General features: G+C 73.4%; 19 protein-coding genes. 10 read left to right on the top strand and 9 right to left on the bottom strand.

Going from position 1 to position 18,443, the window contains the following annotated elements:
* Window positions 1-62: 62 nt before the first annotated feature.
* Window positions 63-1,775: a serine/threonine-protein kinase gene (locus ACGF3A_RS14665; protein ID WP_393729551.1), complete on the top strand. Its 1,713-nt coding sequence runs from the start codon at window positions 63-65 to the stop codon at window positions 1,773-1,775.
* On the opposite strand, the gene ACGF3A_RS14660 is transcribed toward ACGF3A_RS14665, so the two are convergent.
* The gene (locus tag ACGF3A_RS14660) at window positions 1,741-3,756 is read right to left on the bottom strand and encodes a BTAD domain-containing putative transcriptional regulator (protein ID WP_393729550.1); all 2,016 of its coding nucleotides are present in this window, start codon (window positions 3,754-3,756) and stop codon (window positions 1,741-1,743) included. The genes ACGF3A_RS14665 and ACGF3A_RS14660 overlap by 35 nt on opposite strands.
* Before the next feature lie 122 nt (window positions 3,757-3,878).
* On the opposite strand from ACGF3A_RS14660, the gene ACGF3A_RS14655 reads away from it, so the two are divergent.
* Together ACGF3A_RS14655 and ACGF3A_RS14650 are read left to right on the top strand one after the other, a co-directional pair.
* Window positions 3,879-4,781, top strand: a complete 903-nt coding sequence (locus ACGF3A_RS14655; protein WP_393729548.1) for an alpha/beta fold hydrolase — start codon at window positions 3,879-3,881, stop codon at window positions 4,779-4,781.
* Between the two features lie 73 nt (window positions 4,782-4,854).
* The gene (locus ACGF3A_RS14650; protein WP_393729545.1) at window positions 4,855-5,607 is read left to right on the top strand and encodes a GAF and ANTAR domain-containing protein; all 753 of its coding nucleotides are present in this window, start codon (window positions 4,855-4,857) and stop codon (window positions 5,605-5,607) included.
* Here the strand turns inward: ACGF3A_RS14650 and ACGF3A_RS14645 are convergent.
* Window positions 5,591-6,163, bottom strand: coding sequence for a TetR/AcrR family transcriptional regulator (locus tag ACGF3A_RS14645; protein WP_393729543.1), 573 nt, complete (start codon window positions 6,161-6,163; stop codon window positions 5,591-5,593). The two genes, ACGF3A_RS14650 and ACGF3A_RS14645, sit on opposite strands and share 17 nt — an antisense overlap.
* Before the next feature lie 28 nt (window positions 6,164-6,191).
* The gene (locus ACGF3A_RS14640; protein WP_393729541.1) at window positions 6,192-7,619 is read right to left on the bottom strand and encodes an amidase; all 1,428 of its coding nucleotides are present in this window, start codon (window positions 7,617-7,619) and stop codon (window positions 6,192-6,194) included.
* A 117-nt stretch (window positions 7,620-7,736) separates the two neighbouring features.
* On the opposite strand from ACGF3A_RS14640, the gene ACGF3A_RS14635 reads away from it, so the two are divergent.
* Window positions 7,737-8,627 (top strand): MBL fold metallo-hydrolase, encoded by an 891-nt coding sequence (locus ACGF3A_RS14635; protein WP_393729539.1) that lies wholly within the window; start codon window positions 7,737-7,739, stop codon window positions 8,625-8,627.
* Here ACGF3A_RS14635 and ACGF3A_RS14630 read toward each other — a convergent pair.
* Genes ACGF3A_RS14630 through ACGF3A_RS14620 form a run of 3 tightly spaced genes read right to left on the bottom strand, consistent with a single transcriptional unit; the run spans window position 8,605 to window position 10,325 of the window.
* Window positions 8,605-9,021: a VOC family protein gene (locus ACGF3A_RS14630; protein ID WP_393729537.1), complete on the bottom strand. Its 417-nt coding sequence runs from the start codon at window positions 9,019-9,021 to the stop codon at window positions 8,605-8,607. The two genes, ACGF3A_RS14635 and ACGF3A_RS14630, sit on opposite strands and share 23 nt — an antisense overlap.
* Before the next feature lie 9 nt (window positions 9,022-9,030).
* The gene (locus ACGF3A_RS14625; RefSeq protein ID WP_393729535.1) at window positions 9,031-9,453 is read right to left on the bottom strand and encodes a helix-turn-helix transcriptional regulator; all 423 of its coding nucleotides are present in this window, start codon (window positions 9,451-9,453) and stop codon (window positions 9,031-9,033) included.
* A complete protein-coding gene (locus tag ACGF3A_RS14620) occupies window positions 9,450-10,325 on the bottom strand; it encodes an alpha/beta hydrolase (protein WP_393729533.1) in 876 nt (291 codons plus the stop codon). Before ACGF3A_RS14620 ends, ACGF3A_RS14625 begins: the two co-directional genes overlap by 4 nt.
* A gap of 102 nt (window positions 10,326-10,427) precedes the next feature.
* Between ACGF3A_RS14620 and ACGF3A_RS14615 the strand changes: the two genes are divergently transcribed.
* A complete protein-coding gene (locus ACGF3A_RS14615; protein WP_393729531.1) occupies window positions 10,428-10,838 on the top strand; it encodes a winged helix-turn-helix transcriptional regulator in 411 nt (136 codons plus the stop codon).
* Here ACGF3A_RS14615 and ACGF3A_RS14610 read toward each other — a convergent pair.
* On the bottom strand, window positions 10,799-11,269 hold the full coding sequence (locus tag ACGF3A_RS14610) for a nuclear transport factor 2 family protein (RefSeq protein WP_393729529.1): 471 nt from the start codon (window positions 11,267-11,269) through the stop codon (window positions 10,799-10,801). The two genes, ACGF3A_RS14615 and ACGF3A_RS14610, sit on opposite strands and share 40 nt — an antisense overlap.
* A 101-nt stretch (window positions 11,270-11,370) precedes the next feature.
* On the opposite strand from ACGF3A_RS14610, the gene ACGF3A_RS14605 reads away from it, so the two are divergent.
* Window positions 11,371-11,820: a MarR family winged helix-turn-helix transcriptional regulator gene (locus tag ACGF3A_RS14605; RefSeq protein ID WP_393729527.1), complete on the top strand. Its 450-nt coding sequence runs from the start codon at window positions 11,371-11,373 to the stop codon at window positions 11,818-11,820.
* A 94-nt stretch (window positions 11,821-11,914) separates the two neighbouring features.
* On the opposite strand, the gene ACGF3A_RS14600 is transcribed toward ACGF3A_RS14605, so the two are convergent.
* Window positions 11,915-12,718: a DeoR/GlpR family DNA-binding transcription regulator gene (locus ACGF3A_RS14600; RefSeq protein ID WP_393729524.1), complete on the bottom strand. Its 804-nt coding sequence runs from the start codon at window positions 12,716-12,718 to the stop codon at window positions 11,915-11,917.
* A gap of 304 nt (window positions 12,719-13,022) precedes the next feature.
* Between ACGF3A_RS14600 and ACGF3A_RS14595 the strand changes: the two genes are divergently transcribed.
* Genes ACGF3A_RS14595 through ACGF3A_RS14580 form a run of 4 tightly spaced genes read left to right on the top strand, consistent with a single transcriptional unit; the run spans window position 13,023 to window position 17,388 of the window.
* Window positions 13,023-14,315 carry an ABC transporter substrate-binding protein gene (locus ACGF3A_RS14595; protein WP_393729522.1) on the top strand — a complete coding sequence of 431 codons (1,293 nt, stop codon included), beginning with the start codon at window positions 13,023-13,025 and terminating at the stop codon, window positions 14,313-14,315.
* Window positions 14,312-15,328, top strand: coding sequence for a carbohydrate ABC transporter permease (locus ACGF3A_RS14590; protein ID WP_393729520.1), 1,017 nt, complete (start codon window positions 14,312-14,314; stop codon window positions 15,326-15,328). Before ACGF3A_RS14595 ends, ACGF3A_RS14590 begins: the two co-directional genes overlap by 4 nt.
* Window positions 15,321-16,163 carry a carbohydrate ABC transporter permease gene (locus tag ACGF3A_RS14585; protein WP_393729518.1) on the top strand — a complete coding sequence of 281 codons (843 nt, stop codon included), beginning with the start codon at window positions 15,321-15,323 and terminating at the stop codon, window positions 16,161-16,163. The genes ACGF3A_RS14590 and ACGF3A_RS14585 overlap by 8 nt, the downstream gene beginning before the upstream one ends.
* A 46-nt stretch (window positions 16,164-16,209) precedes the next feature.
* Window positions 16,210-17,388, top strand: coding sequence for a Gfo/Idh/MocA family protein (locus tag ACGF3A_RS14580; RefSeq protein WP_393729516.1), 1,179 nt, complete (start codon window positions 16,210-16,212; stop codon window positions 17,386-17,388).
* Window positions 17,389-17,398: 10 nt separating this feature from the next.
* Here the strand turns inward: ACGF3A_RS14580 and ACGF3A_RS14575 are convergent, their stop codons facing one another.
* Entirely contained in the window at window positions 17,399-18,346 is a 948-nt protein-coding gene (locus ACGF3A_RS14575) for an ornithine cyclodeaminase family protein (protein WP_393729514.1), read from the bottom strand.
* Between the last annotated feature and the right edge of the window lie 97 nt (window positions 18,347-18,443).

Genomic DNA, 18,443 nt, shown 5'->3' with positions numbered 1-18,443 from the left:
TTAGTCTTATCCCTGCCGGATACGGGGAACTGACGACCAGTCACAGGAACGGAGCGTGCACGGTGGAGGCCGGGGAGGAGAGCGGCGGCGAGCTGGTCGGGAAGGTGCTCGGGGAGCGGTACCGGGTGACCTCGATGATCGGCCGGGGCGGGATGGGCGTGGTCGCCCGGGCCGTGGACGAACTGCTGAACCGCGAGGTCGCCGTGAAGGTGCTCCGCGCGTTCACCGACAGCGGCGGCCCCGAACTCGCCGATCTGCGGGCGCGGATGCGCCGCGAGGCGCAGGCGGCGGCGCGCATCCGGCACAACGGCGTGGTCACCGTGCACGACGTGACCGAGGAACGCGGCCTGCCCGTCATCGTCATGGAACTCGTCGACGGCCCCTCGCTCGACACGGTGCTCTCCGAGCGCGGCACGCTGGAGCCGCACGAGGCGGCGGCGATCGGCGCGCGGCTGATGGACGCGCTCGACGCCGCGCACCGCGTCGGCGTCCTCCACCGCGACGTGAAGCCGGGCAACGTGCTGCTGGAGAACGGCGGACGGGTCGTCCTCACGGACTTCGGCATCGCCAGCATGGAGGCCGCGGGCGACGACGCCATGGCCAAGCTGACCCGCAGCGGCGACCTCGTCGGCTCCCTCGACTTCCTGCCGCCGGAGCGGGCGCAGGGCAGGGATCCCGGCCCCGCCTCGGACATCTGGTCGCTCGGCATGACGCTGTACGCCGCGGTCGAGGGCACCTCCCCGTTCCGCCGTACGTCCGTATGGTCCACGCTGACCGCGATCGTCACCGAGCCGCTGCCCGAGCCGCGGCGGGCGGGACCGCTCACGCCGGTGCTGCTCTCGCTGATGGCGAAGGACCCGGACGCGCGACCCGACGCGGCACGCGCGCGCGAACTGCTGGACCAGGTCGCGGCGGGCGGCACCGCCGACGTCGTACCGCCGCCGTCGGCGATGTCCCCTCCTCCTTCCCCTCAGCCCGCCCCCGCGGCGGCGGGGTTCGGACCGCCGCCCGCGCAGACGCCCCCGTCGCCGTACGGGCAGCACGCCTCCGGTCCCGGCCCGCAGCAGGGTCCGTACGCCGCGGATCCGCGTGCCGCGTCCGGCCGGGCGCGGCGCCGCAGCCGCGCGGTGATCGCGGCCGCCGCCGCTGCCGTGGTGCTCGCCGGGGGCGGCGTGACGTACGCGCTGACCAGCCAGGGCGGCGGCGCCGACAAGGACGGGGAGGCCAACGCGGCCCCGACCCGGTCGGGGTCGCCCGCCGAGGGCGCGCAGAAGGGCGAGCGGGACGCCGAGCACGCGCGGAAGAAGGCGCGGAGCGCCTCGCCCTCGCCGCGCGAGCGCGAGAGGCCGCCCCGCTCCCCCTCCGCCCGCCCCACCCACGACGGGGACGGGAAGGACCAGGGGAAGGGCGAGCGCCGGAAGCCGGGCTCCAAGACCCGCCCTGGCGACGGGGACGGCGACGACGGGAAGCCCCCGATCACGCCGACGCCGCAGCCCACGTCGGCCTCGGAGAGCTGCGACGGCTGGAAGCACCGGAACCCGAGCCCGGGCACGTACGGCACCATGTCCGGCAGCTTCAACATCGTCAGCGGGCCCTACCAGAAGTGCGCGGACATCAAGCTGGCCAAGTCCGGCCAGAAGCTCTGGTACCACTGCTCGGTCGTCAACGCGCACGGCCACAACTGGACCTACGTCCGCCTCGCGGGCACCAACACGGTGGGCTGGATGTCCAACGACAACCTCACCCGCCAGAACGGCCCTTCGACCCGCTGCTGAGCGCGGCGAGATGCTCGTCGACCGGCCCGAGGGTGACGAGTCCGCTTCCGGCGCCCGCCAGTTCGCCCGCCGCCGGGGCGAGCCGCTCGTACGCGCGCCGCGCCGTCTCCCGGTCGCCGAGCGCGAGCGCGGCGTGCCCGGTCAGGCACCACAGCGCCTCCTGCAGCAGGTCGCACGGCGGTTCGGGGACGGCGCGCAGCGCGGCGGCGGCCTCCGCGCGCCGCCCCTGGTCCAGCAGGACGAGGGGCCGGGCCCACGGCTCGTACGGACCCCACTCCCCGCTCGGCACCTCGGGCAGCGGGCGGCCGTGCCGTACGTGCAGGGTCAACCGCGCGAGGGCCGGGAGCCCCTGGGCGAGGCCTGGCATGCCGGAGCCGTCCAGCAGCGCGGCGGCGTCCCGGTACGCGGCCTCGGCCCGCGCTCCGTCCGTGTCGGTCTCGGCGGTGCGCAGCGCCGCGTACCAGCGGGTGAACACCGCGACGAGCGGCCGTTCGTGGCGCGCGGCGAGCCCGTCGGCGGCGCGCGCGTGCCGGTCGGCGGCGGGGAAGTCGGCGAGCGCGGCGCGGGCCTGCATCCGGACGAGGTGGCCCAGCACCTCGTAGGTGTCCAGGTCGTGGCGGGACGCCAGCGCGACGAGTTCCGCGCCGATCGCGTCCCGCTCGGCGGCGAGCCCGGCGCGGTGACAGCTCTGCATGAACAGGCCGTTGAGCGCGAAGCAGAGCAGCCCGGGCTCTTCGAGGCCGCGCGCGAGCTGCTCGGCCTCGCGCGCCGCGTCGAGCGCCGCGGTGTCGCCGGGCGCCGGGCCGCGCGTCTCCAGCGCGACCGTGGCGAGCAGCCGGGCGCGGGTCGCGGCGCCCGCTCCGGCGGGGAGGCGGCGCAGGGTGCGCGCGGCGGCGTCGGCGAGGTAGCGGGCCTGGGCCGGGTCGTCGGCGCGGGTCCAGACCGCGGGGACGTCGTAGGTGCCGATCACGCGCGCCGTCAGCTCCGGGTCGCCGGTGCGCTCGGCGGCCTCGACCGCCGCGACCCGGTGCGTACGGGCCGCCTCCAGGCCGCCGCCCCCGGTGACCGCGAGGTTCCGCAGGAGCCCGGCCGCCGACTCCAGCCGGGCGCCCGCGCCGGGCGGTACGGCGCGCTCGTACGCGGCGGCGGCGCGCTCCCACACCTGGTCCGCTCCCTCCGTGGCGTCGAGGTGCCCGGCCTGGTTGAGCACGTCCGTCTCCAGACGGCGCAGCCCGGCGCCCGGCTCGACGCCGAGGCGCTCGGTCAGCAGGGCACGGGCCCGGCGCAGCACCGCGAGCGCGTCGGCCTGGCGCCCCGTGCGGTAGAGCGCGAGGGCCAGCAGCCGCCAGCCCTCCTCGCGCCAGGGGTGCGCCCCGGTGTGGGCCTCCAGGTCCGGTACGGCGCGGGCGGCGTGGCCGAGGTCGAGGCGCGCGGCGGCGAGGCGTTCGAGGGCGTGCAGCCGCAGCTCCTCCAGCCGCGCGCACTCGGCGGCGGCCCAGGACTCCTCGGCGAACCCGGCGTACGCGGGTCCGCGCCACAGTCCCAGCGCGGCGGTGAGCGCCTCCGTCCGCGCCTCGGGCGGCAGGGCACCGGCGTCGGCCACGGCGTCCGCCACGGCCCGCTCGAAGCGCCAGGCGTCCACGGCGTCGCTTCCGGCGCGCAGCGCGTACCCGGGCCCCTCGGTGACCAGCAGCCGGGCCGGGGTGCGGGGCGCGCGGCCGGGCTCCAGCGCGCGGCGCAGCGCGGCGACGAACGTACGGACGGAGACGACGGCGCCGGGCCCCGGGTCCTCCCACAGGTCGTCGACGAGGCGGGTCACCGGGACGACGCGGCGGCGGGCGACGATCAGCCGGGCGAGCACGGCGCGGTGGCGCGGCCCCTTGAGCGCGAGGGCCTCGCCGCGCGCGTCCCAGGCGGTCACCGGTCCGAGCACCCCGAAGGTCACGGAGTCTCCGGTTCTCCCCTCGTTCTGCCTGGTCACGCAGTCACCGTACAGCTCCGGGCGCGGACGCTCATCGGACGCTCATCCGGCGCCGGGAGGCTGAAGGGGTCCCTGTGAACGGCGGGCGCGCGGCCCGTCCCGTACGTACGAGAAGGCGCACCATGGCACCGACCCCCGAACCGTCCCCCTCTCCCGCCCTGCCCGGCTTCGCCTACGAGCGCGTGCCCGGCGCCGACGGCGTGTCGCTGAACGTCGCCGTCGGCGGCTCCGGCAGCCCCGTCGTCCTGCTGCACGGCTTTCCGCAGACCCATCTGATGTGGCGCCATGTCGCCGCCGCGCTCGCGGCGGACCACACCGTCGTCTGCCCCGACCTGCGCGGCTACGGCGCCAGCGACAAGCCCGCCGAGACCGGGCCCGAGGTCTACTCCAAGCGCACGATGGCCGCCGACGTCGTGGCCGTGGCCCGCGCGCTGGGCCATGAGCGGTTCGCGCTGGCCGGTCACGACAGGGGCGCGCTCGTCGCGTTCCGCGCCGGGCTCGACCACCCCGACGCGGTCACCCATCTCGCCTGCCTCGACGTCCTGCCGACGCTGGACATGTGGGACGCGCTGCACGGCACGGCCGGGGCCGTCGGCTTCCACCTCTATCTGATGGCCCAGCCGCCCGGCCTCCCGGAGCAGCTGATCGAGGCCTCGGCGGACGCGTTCTTCGGCCACTTCCTCGATCTGTGGGGCCAGGACTCCGAGGCGATCCCGGCCGATGTACGGGCGGCCTATCTCGACGCCTGCCGCGCCGCGGTGCCGTCGATCGTCGCCGACTACCGCGCCTCCGCCGGGATCGACGTCACGCACGACGAGGCGGACCGCGCCGCGGGCCGTACGCTGCGGATGCCCGTCAGCGTCCTCCAGCAGGACTGGGGCGCCGCGCTCGGCTACGACGCGACGGCGCTGTGGCGCGCGTGGGCGCCCGGCCTGCGGCACACCACGGTCACCAGCGGCCACTTCATGGCCGAGGAGGACCCCGCCACCGTCACGGAGGCGCTGCGCGAACTCCTCGCCCGCTGACGCCTGTACGGGCCCGGAGGGGGCACCCGGGCCCGTAACGCCCGCCAGGGCGGGGAGGAGGCACGCGCGCGGCATGGGTGACGACCTCGGTGACGGCCTCTGGGAGGAACTCGCCGTCCGGCTCGCCGACATGGCCCGGACGCTGCTGAGCCAGGAGACCGTGCAGGACACGCTGGACCAGATCGTGCGGCACGCGGTGACGCTGGTCGGCGGCTGCGAGCAGGCGGGGATCCTGGTGGTGGAGGGGCGGCGGGAGGTACGGACGCTGGCCGCGACCAGCGAACTGGTGCACGCCTCGGACCAGTTGCAGGAGGAGGTCGGGCAGGGGCCGTGCTTCGACGCGACCCGCCGCAAGAACGAGGTGTTCCGGATCGCGGACATGAACGCCTCCCTGCACCGGTGGCCGAAGTACGCGCCCCGGGCCCGGCGGCTGGGCATCGGCTCGGTGATGGGCTTCCTGCTCTTCACCGAGGACGACAACCTCGGGGCGCTGGACATGTACTCCACCCGCAGGCGGGCGTTCACCGAGCGGTCCGAGCGCGTGGGCTGGCTGCTGGCCTCGCACGCGGCCGTGGCGCTCTCCAGCGCCCGTACGCACGCGCAGCTCGGCGAGGCGCTGGAGACGCGGAACGAGATCGGCGAGGCGCTCGGCATCGTGATGGAGCGCTACAAGCTCACCGAGGAGCAGGCGTTCACGGTGCTGCGCAGGAGTTCGCAGGAGCGGAACGTCAAGCTCCGCGACATCGCCCGTACGGTCGCCAGGACCGGCGAGATCCCCGGGGCGGCCGGGGGGCCGCCGGGCCCCGGGGTCACGGCAGGGGCATGAACCGGTAGAAGACGGTCAGCACCAGGTCGCGCGCGTACTGCGGGTCGAGCAGCCCCGGGCGGAAGAGGATCCGGTACATCATCGGGGCCACGACGTGGTCGAGCACGACGTCCAGGGCCGGGGCGGCCTCGCCGCGCCGCCCGGCGCGGGCGAGGAGCGTCTCGATCTGCTCGACGGCGTACGCCGAGCAGCGCCCGGCGTTGCCGCCGTCCGGGTCCCCGGCGAGGGCGTCGCGGATGTACTGGCGGCCCGCCTCCGAGGACATCTCCTCCAGGAACGCCACGGCCCAGTGCTCCAGGTCCTCGCGGAGCCCGCCGAGGTCGGCGGGCTCGCCCTCGGGGCGGAGCCGCTCGACGGCGACGTCGCCCAGGAGCTCCTGGAGGTCGCCCCAGCGGCGGTAGACCGTCGAGGGGGTGACGCCCGCGCGCGCGGCGACGAGCGGGACGGTGAGGCCGTCGCGCCCCTTCTCGTCCAGGAGCGCGCGGACCGCCTCGTGGACGGAGTGCTGGACGCGGGCGCTGCGGCCTCCTGGGCGGGCTGCCGGTCGGGAAGTCATGCCCCCACTTTAACGCCTTAAGGCAAAGTCATTGCGCGAGGGCGGGCGCGGTGACGGCGCTCGGCGGCCCCACGACGGTCTCCCGGGTCGTCTCGTAGGCCCGCGCCGCGCGCAGGACCGTGGCCTCGGCGAGCGGGGCGCCGATGAGCTGCATGCCGACGGGGAGCCCCGCGCCGTCGAGGCCGACGGGCAGCGAGAGCGAGGGCACGCCCGCGAGGTTCGCCGGTGCCGACAGCCGTACGTACGTGTCGGAGACGCTCTCCTCCGTGCCGTCCGGCCAGCGCACGGCCTCCTGGTCGCCGCGGGCCGCCGTGCCGGTCACCGTGGGCGCGGCGACGAGGTCGACCGTCCCGAAGAGCCGCGCCCACTCCTCCCGCATCCGCTCCCGCGTGCGCTGGGCCCGCAGGTAGTCGCCCGCGAGCACCTGGCCACCCCCCTCCAGCAGCGCGCGGACCTCGGGCGTGTACAGGTCGGCGGAGGTGCGCAGCGTCTCCTCGTGGTACGCGACGGCCTCCGGGACCAGGAGGCCGAACTGCGCCTCCCGCACCCGACCGGCCATCGGGATGTCGACGTCCACGAGCCGGGCGCCCAGCTCGCGCAGCTCGTCGATCGCACGCCGGACGGCCTCCTCGACCTCGGGCGCGACGCGGTCGAAGTAGTACGTGCGCGGCACCCCGACCCGCAGCCCTCGCAGGTCCCCCGGGGCACCTCCGGGGAGGGCGAACGAGGCGCCGGGGAGGGACGCCGGGTCGGCCGGGTCGTACCCCGCGAGGGCGCCGAGGACCAGCCCGGCGTCCTCGGCGGTGCGGGCCAGGACGCCGACGTGGTCCAGGGACCGGGAGAGCGGGGTGACGCCGTGCCGGGAGACGAGGCCGTAGGTGGGCTTGAGGCCCACGACGCCGTTGAGCGCGGCGGGGACGCGGACCGAGCCGCCGGTGTCCGTGCCGAGCGCGAAGGTGGCGGTGCCGGAGGCGACGGCCACGGCGGAGCCGCCGCTCGATCCCCCGGCGACGCGGTCGGCGGCCCAGGCGTTGCGGGTCTGCGGCGTCGTCAGGCCGAAGGCGAACTCGTGGGTGTGCGTCTTGCCCAGCAGCACGGCCCCGGCCTCGGAGAGCCGCGCCGCGACGGTGGCGTCCCGCTCGGCCCGGTGGCCCTCGCGGACCCGGGAGCTGGCGGTGGTGGGCAGGCCCGCGACGTCGATGAGGTCCTTGAGCGCCATCGGCACGCCGTGCAGCGGTCCCCGGTGCCCGCCCGCGGCGATCTCCCGTTCGGCGCGCGCCGCGGCCTCGCGGGCGGCGTCCGCGACGACGGTGACGTACGCGCCGAGGTGGCCGTCCACCTCGGCGATCCGGCCGAGGACCGCGTCGGTCAGCTCCACGGGCGACAGTTCACGGGCGGCCAGCGCGCGGGAGGCCTCGGCGAGGGTCAGCTCGTACGGCGGCTCGGGGTGGGACATGGAAGGTCCTTCCGCTACTAAAGCTCAATGTTTGCGTTAGCCGCAGCCTAGGCATACGGTTGCCACTAACGCAAAGAAAGAGCTTTAGAGGCTTCAGCTTCAGAAGGGATCCACCCCATGCCCCATTCCTGGACCGTCGGCGGCCTGCGCGTCCACCGCGTCGACGAGACGGTGTTCCCGCCCGCCGTGGGCGCCTGGATCCTCCCGGGGGCTGAGGCCGCCTCCGACGGCGGGCTCCTGATGTCCAGCCACACCTTCGCCTTCGAGACGGCGGACGGGCGGCGCGTCCTGGTCGACACGGGGGTCGGCAACGGCAGGACCCGCGCCAACGCGGCCTGGCACGGCCTCGACACCCCCTACCTCGACCGGCTCGCCGAGGCGGGCTTCGCGCCGGACTCCGTCGACCTGGTCGTCCTGACCCATCTCCACACCGACCACGTCGGCTGGAACACCCGCGACGACGGCGGCACCTGGGTCCCGACCTTCCCGCACGCCCGCTATCTGACCTCGCGCACGGAGTGGGACCACTGGGCCTCCGTGGACATGGAGGAGTCGCGCCGCCAGATGTTCCGCGACGCGGTGCTCCCCGTACGGGACGCGGGGCTGCTCGACCTCGTCGACGTCGGGGAGGACGGCACGGAGATCGCCCCCGGCGTACGGCTGCTACCCACGCCCGGCCACACACCCGGGCAGATCGCGGTCGAACTGACCGACGGCGGCTCGGGGAACGGCGGCCCGGGGGACGGCGGCGCGACCGCCGTCATCACGGGCGACTGCGTCCACCACCCCGTCCAGCTCGCCGACCCCGCCCTCACCAGCCGCGTCGACACCGATCCGGAGGGCGCGGTCCGCAGCCGTCGCGCCCTCCTGGAGCGCGCCGCGGACACCGGGGCCCTGCTCCTCGGCTCCCACTTCCCGCCGCCGACGGCGGGCCGGGTCCACCGGGAGGGCGCGGGCTACCGGCTGGAGGACGTGGCCCCCGACGTCACTGCTTCGGCCGCTGGTTGATGCGCAGCATGTTGCCCGCGGGGTCGCGGAAGGCGCAGTCGCGGACGCCGTAGGGCTGGTCGGTGGGCTCCTGGAGGACGTCGCCGCCCGCCGCGCGGATGTGCTCGAACGTCGCGTCGACGTCCTCGGTGGTGAGGATGACCCCGCGCAGCAGCCCCTTGGCCAGCAGCTCCGCCATGGCCTGCCGGTCGGCGGGCGAGGCGTTCGGGTCCGCGAGCGGCGGCTCCAGCACGATGTTCACGTCGGGCTGGGCCGGGGAGCCGAGGGTCACCCAGCGCATCCCCTCGAACCCGACGTCGTTGCGCACCTCCATCCCGAGCACGTCCCGGTAGAAGGCGAGGGCCTTGTCGTGGTCGTCGACGGCGATGAAGCACGTGGAAAGGTTGATGTCCATGCGTTCACGCTACGAGCGGGGTGCGGGTTTCGCTTCTCCGTTCCTGACCGGTCGCGTATAGATCTTGGCGAGGCAGGCGGGGACGGCCGCGCCCTCCGCGTGATCACGTGCCCGGTACGCGCTCGGGCTCTCGCCGACCAGCTCCGTGAAGCGCGAACTGAAGGACCCCAGCGACGTACAGCCCACCTCGAAGCAGACCTCCGTCACCGACAGATCGCCCCGCCGCAGCAGCGCCTTGGCCCGCTCGATGCGGCGCGTCATCAGATAGCTGTACGGCGTCTCGCCGTAGGCGGCGCGGAAGCCGCGCGAGAAGTGGCCCGGCGACATCAGCGCCTCGCGCGCCAGCGCGGGCACGTCGAGCGGCTGCGCGTAGTCGCGGTCCATCATGTCGCGGGCCCGGCGCAGCCGGCGGAGATCCTCCAGCGTCGTCACGCCTCCAGCTTCCCATGCGCGAGGAAGGGACGGAGAAGGGAGAGGAGGGCGGCGGGACGGTGGAGGGGGATCAGGTGGCCGCAGTCCTCGACGAGGTGTCCGGTCAGCTCATCGGCGAACGGACTCAGCTGCCGCTCCAGCGCCCGCCCCACCGGCCGGGCGCCGACGGTCATGGCGGGCACGGTGAGCCGCAGGCCCTCGTCCAGCGCCCGGCGTATCTGCCGGTCGCTCGTGGGGAGTTCGCGGTAGTACGAGAAGGCGCAGCGCAGGGCCTCCTCCCCGGTGTACGCGTGGACGAAGGCGTCACGTACACCGGAAAGGGAGCCCGGAACGCCCTCACCGAGGGTCCCGCTGTCGAGGAACCAGTCGACGTACCGTCCCTCGTGCCCCGTCAGGACCGACTCGGCGAGGCCGGGGACCGCGTGGAAGCCGAACCACCAGGGCGGTCCCCCGGCGAGGAAGTCCTCCGCGCCGGGGAGAGTGCCGAGCAGGGACTCCATCAGCACCACCCGCCGCACCAGGTCAGGGCGGCGCAGGGCGAGCAGGAAGGCCGGGGGCACGCCCGCGTCGAGGGCGGCCACGGCGGCGGAACGTACACCGAGGGCACCGAGCAGCGCCTCGGCGTCGGCGGCCAGCGTCGCGGCGTCGTAGCCCCCGGCCGCGCGTGTACTGGCCCCGAAGCCCCGCAGGTCGGGGGCGATCACCCGGTACCGCTCGGCGAGCGGGCCCAGCACGCGGGTCCACACCTGCCAGGTGTGCGGGAAGCCGTGCAGGAGCAGCACGGCGGGGCCCGTACCGGCGACGGCGACGTTCAGTTCGACGCCGTCGGCGACCGGGACGGTACGGAGGGCGACTTGGGGCTCGGCGGACACGGGGCCTCCCGGCGGGGCGGTAACCAATGGTGACAACCGCACGCTAGGTGACTACCGTGGCCGCCGTAAGACGGCACTTCCCCGACAGGTGGTGAGCCCAAGGTGACCCCCTCCCCGTCCTTCCCGGCACGTGGCGACCTCTTCTCGCCGGAGTGCCCAACGCGCCGCCTGCTCGACAGGATCGGCACGAAGTGGACGTCGATGGCGGTGAAGGTGCTGGCCGAGTCGGCGCCGGACGAGGTCCGCTTCGCGGAGCTGCGCCGCCGGATGCCGGGCGTCTCGCAGAAGATGCTCTCCACCACGCTGCGGAGCATGGCCCGCGACGGGCTGGTCGCCCGCCGCGTGGAGCCCACGGTCCCACCCCGCGTCCACTACCGCCTCACCCCGCTCGGCCTCTCCCTGGAGGAGCCGCTCGCGCTCGTACGGGCGTGGGCCGAGGAGCACATGGCGGAGATCGACCGCGCCAACGAACGCTACGAGGCCGAGGCGGAGGACGGGGCCGTCACGGACTGAGCCTGTGCCTCCGCCTCCGCGTGCTCGATCCAGCGCGGCGCGAACTCGGCCCGCGCGAAGCGCCACCCCTCGCCCGTACGGACGGCCCCGTACGCGCAGCGCACCCCGGCGGTGCGGTGGGGCGTGCCGCCGGGCCGGAAGAAGTGGACGAGCTGCTGGACGGCGACCTCGGCGCGGTCGCCGTCGAGGTCGATGAGCAGGTCGGTGTTGAAGTGCTGGGTGCGCTCGTCGCCGGTCCGGGCCCGCCCGACATGGGTCATGACGTCGTCGAGCCCGCACAGGGTGCCGCGGACCGTCTCGACGACGACATCCTCGGCGTAGATGTCCCGCAGGGCTTCCGTGCCGGGGTCCCCGCTGTCCAGCCAGTGCCCGAGCCGGGCCACGAGGTCGGCTATCGCGGCGCGGTCGGCGAGCTGCTGGGTCGTGGTCATGGTGTTTCCCTCCCTGGAGCATGTTGGTCGCACCAACATAGCGTGCTTTGTTGGTCGCGCCAACATTGGTCACGCCAACACTCGCCGCCTAGGCTCTCCCCATGGAATCCGCACCCGCCCGTCTCACATCCAAGCCGAGCTGGCTGATCAGCCAGCTCTCCGTGCACGTACGCCGCCTGGTCTCCGACGCCTTCAGCGAGGAGGGCGCGCGCGGGTACCACTACCGGCTGCTCGCGGCGCTCAAGGAGTACGGGCCCTCCAGCCAGGCGGCGCTCGGGCGCCGGTGCAGCATGGACCGCAGCGACGTGACCACCGCCCTGGCCCAACTCGCCGACGAGGAGCACGTGGAGCGCTCCCCCGACCCGGCGCACGGCAGGCGGAGCCTGGTCACGCTCACCGCCTCGGGCGCGCGGCGCCTCCAGCGGCTGGACCGCGTGCTCGAAGGGGTCCAGGACGAACTGCTCGCCCCGCTCCCGGAGTCCGACCGCGCCGCGCTCGTCGCGCTGCTCGGCCGCCTCGTCGACCACCACGGTGCGGCATCGGGCACATAACCGTTCCGGTCATGTGCGAAAGTGCGCGGTATCGCGCAGAACCGCGCAGTCGTCTCCGCAGTCGTCTCCGCGCGTAGCGCGCAGAGGTCAGTCGTCAGACGGTCACCACGGTCACGCCCGCGTCGCGGAATCCGGCGGCGGCGGCCTCCGGGAGGGCGTCGTCGGTGACCAGGACGTCGACCTGGTCGAGGGCGCAGACGCGGACGAAGGCGCGCTTGCCGATCTTCGAGGAGTCGGCGGCCACGATGGTGCGCTGGGCGCGCTCGGCGAGCAGCCGGTTGATGTTGGCCTCGCCCTCGTGGTGCACGTAGGCGCCGCTCTCGACGGTGAGCGCGTTGACGCCGAGGACGGCGACGTCCATGGCTATCTCGGCGAGCACGCCGCTGGCGAGGTGCCCCGTGAGCTCGTAGGACTGGGAGCGCGCGACGCCGCCCGTCACCACGATCTTGATCTGCGGGCGGATGGTCAGCTCGTGCGCGATGTTGAGCGCGTTCGTCACCACGGTGAGCGCGGGCGGGCGGCCCTTTCCGCCCGCGTCCGCGTCGCCGACGATGTCGGGGCGTACGGAGAGCGCCCGCGCGACCTCCGTGATCGTGGTGCCGCCAGTGAGGCCCACGACCTCGCCGGGCGCGACCAGTTCGGCCACGGCGCGCCCGATGCGCTCCTTCTCGGCGGCCTGGCGCGACTTCTTGTAGCGCAGCGGGAGTTCGTAGGAGACGCCGTGCGCGACGGCGCCGCCGCGGGTGCGCGTGAGGAGCTGCTGCTCATGGAGCTCGTCGAGGTCGCGGCGGATGGTCGCGGACGAGACGTCGAGCGCGGCGGCGGCGTCCTCGACCCCCAGTCGGCCGTGCTGGGCGAGCATCTCCAGGAGAGTGCTCCACCGGGCGTCCTTGGACACGGACACTCCCCTTCAGGTCGCGGACGAGGGTACGAGGGTGGGTGAAGGCATATCACAGCCCGTGAGGCCACAGCCAGGCACTTCGTGCCCGTGCGGGCCCCGCTCGCACCTCTGCTCGCACCTCTGCTCGCACCTCTGCTCGCACCTCTCCGTGAGCGCGCGATCGCATGCAAGAAGTTGATTGAAACGACTATTGACGCGGCATGTTTGAACATTTAGCGTCGCCGCACAGCGAAAGTGATCGCCTCCTCCGTCTCGGGCCCCGTACTCCTCGTGCAGCCCGGTCGTTCAGAAAGGCCCCCGCATGCGTCGGCGCTCCCTCCTCACCACGGCCGCGACCACGGCCGCCACCGCCGCGCTCACGGCGGGCTGCGGCGCCCTGACCGGCGGCGGCTCCTCGGCGAAGCGGCGCGGCCACCTCACGTACGGGGTGTGGGACGTCTACCAGGTGCCCGCGATGAAACGGGTCGCCCGCGAGTTCGAGCGCAGCCGCCCCGGGGTGACGGTCGATGTGCAGCTCACCCCGAACACCACCACGTACTGGACGAAACTGCGCACCGCCTGCACCAGCGGCACCGCGCCCGACGTGTTCTGGATGAACGGCCCCAACTTCGGCCTCTACGCGAACGCGGGGCAGTTCCTGCCGCTGGAGACCGAGGGCGCGGACGCCGTCTTCGACCCGTCCGACTTCCCGTCCGACCTCGTCTCGCTCTACCGCTGGGAGGGCACCCAGTACGGGGCGCCGAAGGACTTCGACACCGTCGCCCTCTGGTTCAACAAGGAGATCTTCGACAAGGCCGGGGTCGACTACCCGGACGCGAGCTGGACCTGGCAGGACCTGATCAACAACGCGCAGCGGCTCACCGACCGCCGCAAGGGCGTCTACGGCATCGCGGCCCCCGTCTGGGCGCAGGAGAACTACTACAACTCGATAGCCCAGGCCGGCGGCCACGTCATCTCCAAGGACCGCAAGCGCTCCGGATACTCGGACCCGCGCACCCGCGAGGGACTGAAGCTGTGGGTGGACATGATCCACCGCTACCACGCCTCCCCCACCCTGCAGCAGCTCACGGACACGGACACGACGCAGATGTTCCAGTCCGGCAAGCTCGCAATGGCGCAGGAGGCGTCGTACAACGTGGAGACGTTCTGGGCCGACCCCGAATTCCGCGCCAAGGTCGACCTCGCGCCGCTCCCGAAGGGCAGGCGCCGCGCCAGCATCCTGCACGGACTGAGCAACGTGGTCTACGCCCGTACGCAGCAGCCCGAGCTGGCCCGGGACTTCGTGCGCTTCCTCTCCGGGAAGAAGGCCGCGCTCACCCAGGCCCGGCACGGGCCCGCCATCCCCGCACGCAACGGCACCCAGAAACCCTGGGCCGACGCCAAGCCCCGCTTCAGTCTCGACGTCCACCTGGACGCGCTCGACTACGCGGTCCCGTACCCCATATCCACCAACACCGCCGCCTGGAGCCACAAGGAGCAGCAGTGGCTCTCCCGGGCATGGAGCGGGGACGAGAGTCTCGACAGCGCCACCCGGTCCCTGACAAGGGCGATGGACCAACTGCTCGCCCAGGAAGGGAAGGCCGCGAGGTCATGAGCGTGAACACGAGCACGCCCGCGCCGCCGACGCGCGCACGGCCCGCCGACGCGGGAGGCGGTACGTCCGCCACCGGCAAGGCACCGGACCAGCGGGAACTGCGCCGCCGCGAGCGCCGCTTCCACCACCGCGACAAGTGGTGGGGCTACCTCCTCATCGCCCCCGCCGGGCTCGGACTGCTGGTCTTCTACCTGTGGCCCGTCGTGCAGACGATGTACTACAGCTTCACCGAGTGGGGCGCGTTCGGCGGTACGACGTGGATCGGGCTGGAGAACTACCGCACCCTCATCCACGACCCCGAGGTCTGGCAGTCGCTGGGCAACTCGCTGATCTACACGGCACTGGTGCTGCTCGGGATACCGGTCTCGATGGCCCTGGCGGTGATGCTCAACCTGAAGGGCATGCGCGGCACGGGCATCTACCGCACCCTGTACTTCCTGCCCGTCGTCACCATGCCCGCCGCCGTCGCCGTCGTCTGGCGCTGGCTCTACAACGGCGACATCGGCATCCTCAACCAGGCGCTGGACACGATCGGCATCGACGGCACGTACTGGGTCTCCGACCCCACCACCGTGCGCTTCGCCATCGCCGCCATCGGCGTGTGGATGACCGTCGGCTACAACATGATCCTGCTGCTCGCCGGGCTCCAGGGCATTCCCCAGGACTACTACGAGGCCGCGTCGCTCGACGGCGCCGGGCGCGTGCGGCAGTTCTTCTCGGTCACCATGCCGCTCCTCAGCCCGACGCTCTTCTTCACGACCGTCCTCTCCATCATCCAGTCCCTCCAGGTCTTCGACCTGATCTATCTGATCCTGGGCGGCAACACCCAGGCGGGACTGACCAACCCGGCCTACGCGGACGGGCAGACCATCGTGATGCTCTTCTTCCAGAAGTCGTTCTTCGACAACCAGCGGGGCTACGGCGCGGCCATCGTCTGTCTGCTCTTCGTCCTGATCATGGCCCTGACCGCGCTCCAGTTCCGGCTCCAGAAGAGGTGGGTCCACTATGGCTGACACCGCACGGCCCTCGCGCCGCCATGGCCGGCTGTGGCCCGCGCACGTCCTCCTCTCGGTCGGTGCCCTCGTCACCGTCTTCCCGCTGCTGTGGCAGCTCCTGACCTCCTTCAAGACCTTCGGCGAGTCCACCCGCGTCCCGCCGACGATCTGGCCCCAGCACTGGGAGTGGTCGAACTACTCCAAGGTCCTGGAGTCCATCCCGTTCACCCAGCAGTTCTGGAACACCTTCGCGATGACGGGGCTGCGCACCGTGGCGCAGCTGGTGCTCTGCTCGATGGCGGCGTACGCCTTCGCGCGGATCCGCTTCCCCGGGCGGAACGTGATCTTCCTGGGCTTCCTCGCGGTGCTGATGGTGCCGAGCCAGCTCTTCCTGCTGCCGCAGTACCAGATCATGCAGGACCTCGGCTGGCTCAACTCGCTCCAGGCGCTGGTGGTGCCGGGGATGTTCAGCGCGTTCGGCACCTTCCTGCTCCGCCAGTTCTTCCTGGGGCTGCCGGGCGAGCTGGAGGAGGCCGCGCGGCTCGACGGCGCCAACCCGTTCACCATCTACTGGCGGATCGCGCTGCCGCTGGCCCGGCCGGGACTGCTCGCGCTCGGCATCCTCACGTTCCTGTGGTCCTGGAACGACCTGATGTGGCCGATGGTGGTCAACACCGACCCCGCGAAGATGCCGCTCTCGGTCGGCCTCGCCTCCCTCCAGGGCGCGCACCTCACCGACTACCCGGTGCTGATGGCGGGCGCGCTGCTCGCCACGCTGCCCGTGATCGTCGTCTTCATGGCGATGCAGCGCCAGTTCATCCAGGGCATCGCCTTCTCCGGCATGAAGGGCTGAGCGCGCCCCCGTCCCGAACCCCTCCGCGTAGAACAGGAACCCTCACGTGAACGACGACCTCCGTATCGGCGTCATCGGATACGGCCTGCGCCGCAGCCTCGCCCACGCGGCGCACCGGCCCGGCGCGGGCTCGGTCGTGTCGGCCGTCGCGGACACCGACCCCGCGGTCCTCGCCGCCGCCCTCGAACGGTTCGAGGGCGCGGCGGGTCACGACGACTACCGCAAGCTGCTCGACGACACGAACGTGGACGCGGTCGTCATCGCCACCCCGGACGACACCCACGAGGAGCTGGCCTGCGCGGCGCTGCGCGCCGGGAAGCCCGTGTTCCTGGAGAAGCCGCTCGGCATCACCGTCGAGCAGTGCGACACGATCCTGCGCACCGCCTACGAGACCGGGACCCGGCTCTACGTAGGGCACAACATGCGGCACATGGGCGTCGTCCGCACCATGCGCGATCTCATCGCGCGCGGCGACATCGGCGAGCCCAAGACGGTCTGGGTGCGCCACTTCGTCTCCTACGGCGGCGACTACTACTTCAAGGACTGGCACGCCGAACGGGAGCGCACCACGGGCCTCCTGCTCCAGAAGGGCGCCCACGACCTCGACGTCGTCCACTGGCTGGCGGGCGGCTACACGAGCCGCGTCAACGCGCTGGGCGACCTGATGGTCTACGGCGGCCTGCCGCGCCGCGAGCCGGGCACGCCCCGCCCCGAGTCCTGGCTGCGCGAGTTCGAGTGGCCGCCCACCGCGCGCGAGAACCTCAACCACGTGGTGGACGTCGAGGACGTCTCCGTGATGAACATGCGCCTGGACAACGGGGTCATCGCCACCTACCAGCAGTGCCACTTCGCGCCCGACTACTTCCGCAACTACACGGTCATCGGCACCGAAGGCCGCCTGGAGAACTTCGGCGACCGCCCCGGCGACGAGGTCCGCGTCTGGAACACGGGCCCGAGCGACTACCGCGCCGACGCCGACATCGTCCACCGCGTCCCCGAGGCCACGGGCTCGCACGGCGGCGCCGACGGGCGGATGATCGGGGAGTTCTGCCGCTTCGTCCGCGACGGAGGCACCACCGACACCTCGCCGGTCGCCGCCCGGATGAGCGTCGCGGCGGGCGTCATGGCCACCCGCTCCCTCCGCGAGAACGGCACCCCCTACGACGTCCCCGCGCTCGACCCGGCGCTGACCGCGTACTTCGACGGGGGCCAGTCGAGGGGCTGACCGTGCGCTTTCAGGAGAGCAGGTCGACGCGCGTGCCGACGCCCTCGCGTTCCGCACGCGCGTACGCCGCCCAGGCCAGCGCGAGGTCCTGCCAGGGGAGGCCGACCGGGGCGTAGACGGTGCGGTCCGTCGTCGGCGTACGGCCCGGGCGGTCGCGGCGGAGGATCTCGCCGAGGGTCGCTTCGGCCGCCCCGGCGGGGAGTCCGGCGGTGGCCAGGACGCCCGAGGCGGCGGCCAGTTCGCGGTGGTCGACGACGAGGAGCGCGGACGTCAGCAGATCGCGGGCGAGTTCGCGCTTGCCGGGCTCGTCGGCGCCCAGGGACGTGAGGTGCTGCCCTTCGCGGGTGTCGGCGAGGGACAGCACGGGCGTACGGGACCAGGTGGCGAGCAGGACGGTGTCGGCGGCGCGCGCGACGTCGGCCGCCGAATCGAGAACGCGTCCGCCGTGCCGCGCGGCGAACACGGCCGCACGTTCCGGGTCGCTGTCGTGCACGACCAGTCCGCCGCGGGGGCGCAGCACGTCCAGGCCGCGCACCATCACCTCGGCCTGCGCGCCCGCGCCGACCACGCCGAGCACCGCTTCCCCGTCCGGGTCGGGCGCCGCGAGCACATGCGTGCCGAGCGCCGCGGCCAGTCCGGTGCGCCAGGCCGTGAGCGTCGCGGAGTCCAGCAGCGCGAGCAGCGCGCCGTCAGCGCCGTCGTGCAGGCAGACCACCCCGCGCAGCGCGGGCCGCGCCCCGGGGAACTTCGCGTTGACCTTGGCCGTGTACGCCGGGACACCGGGCAGGACCCCCGGCAGCAGCGCCGTGGCCGTCCCGGCGAAGGGCAGGTCGGTCCGGGCCCGTACGCCCTCCACGGGGGACCGGTCGGCCACGCGGAACCCCTCCTCCAGCGCCGCCGCGCACGCGCCGGGGTCGAAGAGGGCCAGCAGGTCGCTCCGGGTCAGTATCAGCGTCACCCCGCCATGATCCCCGGAACGGACCCGGCGTTGTGCCCCGCGTCTGCGGCATCGTCCCTGCTGAGACGTCTTCGCAGGTCGGCGGGGGTGGCGTAAC

It is taken from the genome of Streptomyces sp. NPDC048172 (assembly GCF_043202595.1).
Taxonomy (GTDB): Bacteria; Actinomycetota; Actinomycetes; order Streptomycetales; family Streptomycetaceae; genus Streptomyces.
Note: the sequence above shows the minus strand (reverse complement) of the source record. Positions and strands in the feature narration are given on the sequence as shown.